8 protein-coding genes and 1 pseudogene are annotated in these 8,574 nt (G+C 68.9%); 3 read left to right on the plus strand and 6 right to left on the minus strand.

All coding sequences use genetic code 11. The features are described 5' to 3' along the window. Window positions 1–180 precede the first annotated feature (180 nt). The 3 genes from ABDV68_RS16690 to ABDV68_RS16700 are packed head-to-tail and all read right to left on the minus strand — an operon-like array spanning window position 181 to window position 3,331. Window positions 181–1,722 (minus strand): type II and III secretion system protein family protein, encoded by a 1,542-nt coding sequence (locus ABDV68_RS16690; RefSeq protein ID WP_343521239.1) that lies wholly within the window; start codon window positions 1,720–1,722, stop codon window positions 181–183. Window positions 1,723–1,777: 55 nt separating this feature from the next. Beyond that, complete coding sequence (gene cpaB, locus ABDV68_RS16695; RefSeq protein ID WP_343521234.1) at window positions 1,778–2,809, minus strand: Flp pilus assembly protein CpaB; 1,032 nt, start codon at window positions 2,807–2,809, stop codon at window positions 1,778–1,780. A 51-nt stretch (window positions 2,810–2,860) separates the two neighbouring features. Further along, the gene (locus tag ABDV68_RS16700; protein ID WP_343521240.1) at window positions 2,861–3,331 is read right to left on the minus strand and encodes a prepilin peptidase; all 471 of its coding nucleotides are present in this window, start codon (window positions 3,329–3,331) and stop codon (window positions 2,861–2,863) included. 71 nt (window positions 3,332–3,402) lie between these two features. Between ABDV68_RS16700 and ABDV68_RS16705 the strand changes: the two genes are divergently transcribed. The 3 genes from ABDV68_RS16705 to ABDV68_RS16715 are packed head-to-tail and all read left to right on the plus strand — an operon-like array spanning window position 3,403 to window position 5,689. Beyond that, on the plus strand, window positions 3,403–4,362 hold the full coding sequence (locus tag ABDV68_RS16705; protein WP_343521235.1) for an alpha/beta hydrolase: 960 nt from the start codon (window positions 3,403–3,405) through the stop codon (window positions 4,360–4,362). Continuing rightward, on the plus strand, window positions 4,359–5,462 hold the full coding sequence (locus ABDV68_RS16710; protein WP_343521236.1) for an FAD-binding oxidoreductase: 1,104 nt from the start codon (window positions 4,359–4,361) through the stop codon (window positions 5,460–5,462). Before ABDV68_RS16705 ends, ABDV68_RS16710 begins: the two co-directional genes overlap by 4 nt. Before the next feature lie 53 nt (window positions 5,463–5,515). Then, window positions 5,516–5,689, plus strand: coding sequence for a DUF1508 domain-containing protein (locus tag ABDV68_RS16715; protein ID WP_145846811.1), 174 nt, complete (start codon window positions 5,516–5,518; stop codon window positions 5,687–5,689). A gap of 1,036 nt (window positions 5,690–6,725) precedes the next feature. Here ABDV68_RS16715 and rnhA read toward each other — a convergent pair. The 3 genes and pseudogenes from rnhA to ispH form a co-directional block, all read right to left on the minus strand. Continuing rightward, window positions 6,726–7,169, minus strand: a complete 444-nt coding sequence (rnhA, locus tag ABDV68_RS16720) for a ribonuclease HI (RefSeq protein WP_343521237.1) — start codon at window positions 7,167–7,169, stop codon at window positions 6,726–6,728. Further along, a complete protein-coding gene (gene thrB / locus ABDV68_RS16725; RefSeq protein ID WP_343521238.1) occupies window positions 7,166–8,125 on the minus strand; it encodes a homoserine kinase in 960 nt (319 codons plus the stop codon). Before thrB ends, rnhA begins: the two co-directional genes overlap by 4 nt. A 256-nt stretch (window positions 8,126–8,381) precedes the next feature. Further along, window positions 8,382–8,513: pseudogene (gene ispH / locus ABDV68_RS16730) on the minus strand (4-hydroxy-3-methylbut-2-enyl diphosphate reductase); the annotation flags it as partial. Window positions 8,514–8,574: the final 61 nt, after the last annotated feature.

Below are 8,574 nucleotides of genomic sequence, written 5' to 3' on the forward strand. Positions count from 1 at the left end.
GGCGAAGCCGGCGCCGTCGGTCGCGGCGTCGAACACATAGTCGGTGCGCGAGACGACCGGCTGGTTGACCGATTCGATCCCGCGATTGGGCATGGTGGTGGGACCGCAGGCCGCCAACATGGCGGCACCGCCAGTCAGCAGCAGGATCGTGTTACGCTTCGACATTCGTTCCTCCTGCGATCAATTGAAGCCGAAGCCGGGAGCGGGCGTGTCGGCGCCCTTCTTGTCCTTGTCCCGCTTGTCGTTGCCCTTCTTGCCGGGCGCGAGGCTCGGCTGGGCCGGCGTGGCGACGGGCTGCTGCGGCTGGGGCTGCTCGCCCGGCGTCCCCGGGTTCATCGCGCCGAGCGAAGGCGTGGCCGCCGCCGGCGGCGCCATGCGCGGCATCGGACGCTGCCCACCGCTCTTGCTGGTTTCGAGCTGACCCATGAACACGCGCTCGGCATCGGTCGGCGCGCGATAGCCGTCGGTCGGCAGGCGGATCTCGTTCGCGTTGACCGGCTTCACCAGATACGGGGTGATGACGATCACCAGCTCGGTCTCGTTGCGCTTGAAGCCGTTGGAGCGGAACAGCGTGCCGAGGATCGGGATGTCGCCGAGCCCAGGCGCCTTGTCGATCGTGTTGTCGTGCGTGTTCTGCAGCAGGCCGCCGATCATCAGGCTCTGGCCCGAGCCGAGCTCGACCGTCGTCTCGGCGCGCCGCGTGGTCAGCGCCGGGATCTGCACGCCCTCGATCGTCACCGCCCCGGCCGCCGACAGCTGCGACACTTCCGGGCGGACGCGCAGCGAGATGCGGCCGTCGGACAGCACCGTCGGGGTATAGGCGAGGCTGACGCCATATTGCTTGTATTCGACCGACACCGCGCCGAGCCCCTGGCTGACCGGGATCGGGATCTCGCCGCCGGCGAGGAACGAGCCGGTCTCGCCCGACAGCGCGGTGAGGTTCGGGTTGGCGAGCGTGGTCACCTGGCCCAGCGTCTCGCCGAGGTCGAGCCCGCCGAGGATGTCGATCCCGAACAGCTTGCCGTTGCCGAACAGCGAGGTGCCGGTCAGCGCCTTGCTCACCGCGGTGACGCCGTCGCCGCCCTCTTCGGCGACGCCGAGCGGACCGCCCGGCGTGTACTGCTCGAAGAATTTGCGGCCCTGGCCGATGCCGAACTTGAACCCGCCGGACGAATCCGCCGAGGCGAGGTTGACGCCGAAATTCTTGACGAAGCTGCGGCTGACCTCGGCGATGCGCACCTGCAGGTTGACCTGCAGCGGCGTCGCGGTCTTGAGCCGCGAGATGATCTGGACCTCCTTGCCGACGATCGCCTGCGCGATGCGCTCGGCCTCGGCGGCGTCCTCGGGCGCGGCGACGGTGCCGGTGAGCAGCACGACCCCGTTCATCGTCGTCACCGAGATGTCGGATTCGGGCATCGCCGTCGCCAGCATCCCCTGGACGGTGTCGAAATTGTTGCCGATGCGCACGGTGGCCGAATAGATCACCTTGCCGGCCTTGGTCGTCGCATAGACCGTGGTCTCGCCGGCCTTGCGCCCGAACACCCAGAGCTGGGTGGGCGAGCGGACCTGGACGTCGGCGACCCCGGGATCGGCGACGAAGATGTCGGACATCGGCGCGTTGAGCGTGATCATCCGCCCGCGGCCGGTCGCGATCTGGACCATGTCGCGCGGTGCCGCATGGACGGTCTGGCCGATCGCCGGCATCGGCGCGGTGGCGGTCATTCCCGCCACGGCGGCCAGCGCCAGCGGCGCCCCCAGCTTCCCCCTCAAACGCATGTCAGTTCTTCCCCCCAACCGGGACCACCGTAACGGCATTGCCCCGTGCAACTTTCACGACCGGGCCTTCGGACTGTGCGCCCGCCCCCGGATAGGACCCCGCGCTCATCATGCCGGCGGGACGGCGCTCCACCGGCTTGCCGGGCACCGTGCTGCGCTGGAAACGCGACACGTCGGCGCCGGTCGAGAAGGTCGAGCGGCCCTCCATCGGTCGCGCCGAAACGCGGGCGAGCATCGCCTTCTCGGCCTTGGGATCGTTGCCCTCGGGCACCGAGACCTCGCCCGCGGCGATCGCTTCCTCGAGCTCGCCATTGTTGTCGGCGAGCGAGCGCAGCGACAGCGACAGCGAGCCGAGCGTCTGCGCGACCGCGATCTTCTCGGCGATGCGCGGCGTCGCCTCGATCGTCACGGTCGAGTAGGTGGTGACGACGGTGTTGCCGCTCTCGTCGGTCTGCTTGTCGGTCTTCTGATCGGTGGCGAGCACGCGCAGGTTGCGCAGCACCGTCTCGGAAGCTTTCAGCGGAGGCCCGTCGCCGCCGCCGGCCACGGTCTGGGTCAGCAGCAGGTCGACGCGGTCGCCCGGGAACACGAAGCCCGCGACCGCGCTCTGGGCGGAGACGGGGACCGTCACCGCGCGCATGCCCGGGCCAAGCGCCGCGGCGAGGAAGCCGCGGTCGCCGGGCTTGACCACCGCGCCCTGCGCGATCGGCTGGCCCGCGGGGATCGCGAAGCGCACCACGGTGCCCTGCAGCGTCTTGAGGTCGGTATCGGCCTTGCGGTAATAGGCGCCCTCGACCAGCTCCTCGGGCCACGGCACGAACTTCATCGATTCGGGCCCCAGGATCGTGCCGACCGGCAGCGCCTTGGTCGCGACGAGCACCTCGACGCCCTGGACCGGCGCGGGGCCGTTCGGGGTCGGAGCCGCATCGGCGACAGGGGCCGGGGTGCCGACCATCAGGGTCCGCGCCATGAACGCCGTGACAGCGGCGATGATCAGCGCGCCCACCAGCAGAATGATCTTGCGTCCATCCATGACGTCTCAGGCCTTTCAGTCTTCAGACCGGGTTTCACCGGCGTTAAGCATTCACGTGAACTGGTTAAGAATCGGTTCGCGAAGTGTGAGCAGCCCCGCGATGGCGATCGCGATGCCGTAGGGAATCTCGGGCTGCTCGCTCCGCCGGCGGAGCCATTTGTCGGCCAGCATCAGCAGCGTGATCGCCCCCCCGGCCAGCGACATGACGACGAGCATCGTCAGCAGCGGCTGGAACGGGAACCACAGGGCGAGCGCGCCGATCATCTTGACGTCGCCGCCGCCCATCATGCCGAAGTGGAACGCCGCGGCGAACACCGCGAAAACCGCCAGCGCGATGCCGATCTGCAGTGCGATCTCCGGCCACAGCGACAGGCCGGCCGCGATCCACCACGGCACCGCGAGCAGCGCGATCGCGGCGTTCTTCCAGTTCGCGATCTCGCGCTTGCGCGCGTCCTCGATCCCGGCGGAGACCAGGATCAGGCCGAGCACGACCAGCAGAATCGTCGAAGCTATCGCCCCCATACCAACCAAGCCCACACCCCTTTGAGCATGGACCCTAGACGCAGGGGCTTTCCAAAACGTAACCAACGCAAATGGCATCTTCACCATTCGCCCCGACCAGCTTCGACCGCCGGGCAATCCCCGCGGGCGCGCAGATCACCAACTGGGCCGCGCCCGACGGCTGGCAGCTGCGCCGCTTCGACTGGCCGGCGGAAGGGCCATCGCGCGGATCGATCCTGTTCCAGGGCGGGCGCGGCGACGTGGTCGAGAAATATCTCGAGACGGTGGCGCACTGGCACGCGCAGGGCTGGAACATCACCTGGTTCGACTGGCGCGGCCAGAGCGGATCGGGCCGGGTGAATGGCGCGAAGAGCGGCCATATCGAGGATTTCGCGGACTTCATCGCCGACTTCCAGGCCTTCGCCGCGGAATGGCAGGCGGCGATGCCCGGGCCGCACGTGGTGATGGGCCATTCGATGGGCGGGCACCTGGTGCTGCGCGCGCTGGCCGAGCAGGCGATTCGGCCCGACGCGGCGGTGCTGGTCGCGCCGATGCTCGGGCTTCGCGCGCCGCTCGGGCTCGCGTCGCTGGGCGAGCGGTTCGCGCGGCTGATGGGCGGGCTGGGCGACCCCGCGCGCGCGGCGTGGAAGGTCAACGAGAAGCCCTACACCACCGAGACCCGCCAGGCGCTGCTGACGCATGACCGCGCGCGGTACGAGGACGAGCTGTGGTGGCAGCAGGCCAACCCCGCCAACGTCACCGGCCCGCCGAGCTGGAAATGGCTGATCGAGGCGTTCCGCTCGACCCGCGAGCTGCGCGACAGCCCGGCGCTCGCGACGATGGACGTGCCGCTGCTCGCGCTGATCGCCGAGGCCGACGGGCTAGTCGATGCCAAGGCGGCGCTGGCGACCGTCGCGCGGGTGCCCGGTGCGCGGATCGTGCGCTTCGGCAAGGAGAGCGCGCACGAGATCCTGCGCGAGGTCGACGCGGTGCGCGACCGCGCGATCGGCGAGATCGATGCCTTTCTGGAGGCGCAGGCGCCGAGGAAATGAGTCGCTACGACGTCGTGATCGTCGGCGCCGGGATCGCCGGGGCCAGCCTTGCCGCCGAGATCGCGCCGCACGCGCGGGTGCTGCTGCTCGAGGCGGAGGATCAGCCCGGCTATCACGCCACGGGACGCTCGGCGGCCTTCTGGTCCGAGACCTATGGCGGGCCGGACATCCAGCCGCTGTCCATCGCCTCGGAGCCGTTCCTGCGGAACCCGCCGGCGGAGATGGGCGGCGAAGGCTTTCTCGCTCCGCGCGGCCAGCTGTTCATCGCGACGCGTGCCGACCGCCATGTGCTCGACCGGTTCGCGGAGTCGTTCGCCGCGGCCGGAGTGACGCTGGCCGAGATCGATCCGGCGGCGCGCTGCCCCGGCCTGCGCCCCGAATGGTGCGAAGGGTTGTGGGACCCGACCTGCTCCGACATCGACGTCGCGCGGCTGCACGCGGCCTATCTCGCCGCGGCGCGGCGGGCCGGGGCCGAGCTGGTCTGTGCGGCGGGCGTGACCGGCGCGCGCCGCGACGGGCATTGGCGAATCGAGACGCGCGCGGGGGTGTTCGAGGGCGAGGTGCTGGTCGACGCGGCGGGCGCCTGGGCCGATCCGGTCGCGCGGCTGGCGGGCGCGCCGGCGATCGGCGTCACGCCGCTGCGCCGCACGATGGTCCAGCTGCGCGTCGATCCGCCCGCGACCGCGGCGCTGCCGCTGGTGACCGACGCGCGCGAGCGCTTCTACTTCAAGCCCGAGGCGGGACGGCTGTGGCTCTCGCCGCATGACGAGATTCCGAGCGACCCGGGCGACGCGGCGCCGGAGGAGCTCGACGTCGCGATGGCGATCGACAAGCTGCAGGGCGCGGTCGACTGGCGGATCGAGGCGGTCGAGCGCAAATGGGCGGGGCTCAGGAGCTTCGCGCCCGATCGCAAGCCGGCCTATGGCTTCGATCCCGCCGCGCCGGGCTTCTTCTGGTGCGCGGGGCAGGGCGGGTTCGGCATCCAGACCGCGCCCGCCGCGTCGAAGCTCGCGGCGGCGATGCTGCTGGGCACCGCGCCCGATCCGACGATCGCGCACATCGACCGCGATGCCTATTCGATCGAGCGATTCCGCGGCTAGACCTGTCCCGCGGATCGGCTATCGTTCGTGCGCCGCAACGAAGGAGGCCGAGTATGGCGCACAAGTTCGTGATCGAGCAGAACAAGGCCGGCGAGTATGTCGCCAAGTTCAAGTACAACAACGAGATTATCTTCTGGACCGAGGGCTATACCAGCAAGGCCTCGGCGAAGAACGCGATCGAATCGATCCTGAAGAACGGCCCCGGCGCGCCGGTCGAGGAAGGCTGATCGTTTCCACTTTGCATCTCTCCGCTGCTGTCCTGATCCTCTTATAACCAAATAGGTTCGTGTAGGAAAGCGTCGCGTGATTTCGCGCGGTTTCCTGCGGGTTTCAGGGCGGTGGCGTGAGGGTCGGAACCGCCGGAACGGGGCGTAATCGGCGGCGCGGAGCGGCTGCTGGTGGAGAACATGTCGTAGACGATGTTGGCGTTGAGCGGACTTTGCGAGTCCGTGTTGCGTGGCTGTGCGTCCTGCAAGTGGAAGCGCATGGCCATCGCGCGCCAAGCGGCCGTGCGAAAACGACCCGATAGCGAGCATGGCAATCCAGTCGTCATCCCGGCCTCGTGCCGGGATCCACCGCGGGGCGAACTGGAAGCAAGCGGCTCGGTCGCATCACCCGCGGCGCTGTGGATCCCGGCACAAGGCCGGGATGACGGAGAGTGGCGACGACTGTTGACGACCCGTTGCGGACATCGCTGACGGCAGGGATCGAACCCGTAACCTCCAGTTGTGACCGGTGCTTCTAGCCGATTGAGCTACGTCAGCAGCGCCAGTGTAGCGAACGGCGGCCTAACCGCGAACGACCCCGTTGCGGACACCGCGATTGGCGCTACGCTGGCGATATGACGGCGGCGCGTTGGACAAATCTAATTTGCGGGTCGGTCCTCATTATCGCGGCTCTTGCTTTCGCCACTCTTCTGGCCGGAAACGTCGCAGACTACGCCCAAGAGCCAGAGGACGTTTGGCTCGGCGGGCTATGGCTTGGCCTGACCGGCGCTCTTGCGACGCTCTGCTTCGTGAACGGTCGGTTGACGAACCGGTCGATCGGAGTCGGATGGCGCCTCCTCGCGAACCTCGTGGCCGTCATTGCTCTTGCGGTCCTGTTCGCCATCGGGCGCGATGACCCTGCCATTCCTCCGCTCCTTGCTATTTGTGCCCTAGGCCCTCTTACAGCGATCGGCGATGCATTGCGTCATTCGCGAATGGGGCAATCCTAATCGGAACGACAGCTTCCCACCCCATAGCGGACGCCGCCCGCCCCTCCCTAAACCCGCAGCGCCGCGTCGCTCGCGAGCTTGTCGGCGCGCTCGTTGTCGGGGTGGCCGGCATGGCCCTTGACCCAGGTCCATTCGATGCGGTGCGGCTTGGCGGCGGCGAGCAGTTCCTGCCACAGGTCGGCGTTCTTGACCGGCTTCTTGTCCGCCGTCCTCCAGCCGTTCTTCTGCCAGCCGAAGATCCATTTGGTGAGGCCGTCCATGACGTAGCGGCTGTCGGTCGAGAGCTTGACGCGACACGGCTTCTTGAGCGCCTTGAGCCCCTCGATCGCGGCCATCAGCTCCATGCGGTTGTTGGTGGTGTGGGCCTCGCCGCCCGACAGCTCGCGCTCGGTCGTGCCCGAGCGCAACACCACGCCCCACCCGCCGCGGCCGGGATTGCCCTTGCACGCGCCGTCGGTGGCGATCTCGACCAGCGGCATCTCGGCGGTCATGCGACCCGCGTCACCAGGGCGGGGTCGTAGTGCTTGAGCCGGCGGACATAGGCGAGCGGATCCTTGCGCATCACCAGCGCGTCGGCGGGCGTGTTGAGCCAGTCCCAGGCGCGCGACAGGGCGAAGCGGATGCAGGCGCCGCTGGCGAGCTTGCCGAACTCGGCGGCCTCGAACGGGCTGAGCGGAAAGCGGCTGGCATAGCCGCGCGTCAACGCATCGCCGATGTCCGGGCGATAGTCGCGGCCGGTGGCGTCGAAGGACCAGGCGCTGTGCATCACCGCGAGGTCGTAGACGCGGATATCGGTGCAGGCGAAGTAGAAGTCGATCAGGCCGGTGACCTCGTCCCCCAGCATCAGGACATTGTCGGGGAAGAGATCGGCGTGGATGGCGCAGCGGTCGAACGCGTCTCCGGACCAGGCCGGCACCACCCGTTCGATCGCGAAACCGAGATCGTCATAGAGGCCGGGCGCGATCTGATCGAGGCTGCGGCCGCATTTCCCGAACAGCGGCTGCCAGGTGTCGGCGCCCATCGAATTGGGCCGGTCAAGCGTGAAGTCGGCGACGGCGGCGTGCATGTCCGCCATCGCCCGGCCCGCGGCCTCGGCCTGGGGCGCGGTGGGGTGCGAGAGCGAGACGCCCGAGAGGAACTTGATCAGGCACGCCGGGCGGCCCTCGAGCTCCTGGATCTCGACGCCGTTGCGGTCCTTGATCGCCGGCGGCACGGGCAGGCCCTTGCCGGCGAGGTGATCGAGCAGCCCCATGAAATAGGGCAGGTCGCCGGCATCGACGCGCTTCTCGTAGAGCGTCAGGATGAAGCGGTCGCGCGTCGTCTCGACGAGGTAGTTGGAGTTTTCGACCCCCTCGGCGATGCCCTTGGCGGAGACCAGCTCGCCGGCGTCGTAGCGCGCGAGAAAGGCGGCGAGCGCTTCGGCGGAGACCTGGGTGTAGACGGCCATCAGGCGAGCGCCGTGGTCTGGGCGCGGGACCGGATGGAGCCACGTTCCGTGGGGAGAGCTGGATCAATCCTCCCCCGCCAGGGGGAGGTGGCGCCGAAGGCGACGGAGGGGGCGGACTCCCGACAGCCGTTCTGGCGTCCGCCCCCTCCGTCAGGCTGCGCCTGCCACCTCCCCCTGGCGGGGGAGGATTTGGTTGAGGCTTGCGGCCGGCGACCCCAGCTTTCGCTGGGGTGACGGGGAGCGACGGCCATTTGCATCACGCCGCTTCGAGGCCGCGGGGCAGCTTGAAGACGATGGTTTCCTCCGCGGTCTCGACCTGGCGCTCGCTCACCTCGAAGCGGGTGGCGAGCTTGTCGACCAGCTCGCGCACCATGACTTGCGGATCTGCGCGTTGTTGCTCATGTAGAAGTCACGCGTGCCATGGCGCTGGCCGAGGACGCGGGTAATCG

The organism is Sphingomonas sp. (assembly GCF_039595165.1).
In the GTDB taxonomy this organism is placed as follows: domain Bacteria; phylum Pseudomonadota; class Alphaproteobacteria; order Sphingomonadales; family Sphingomonadaceae; genus Sphingomonas.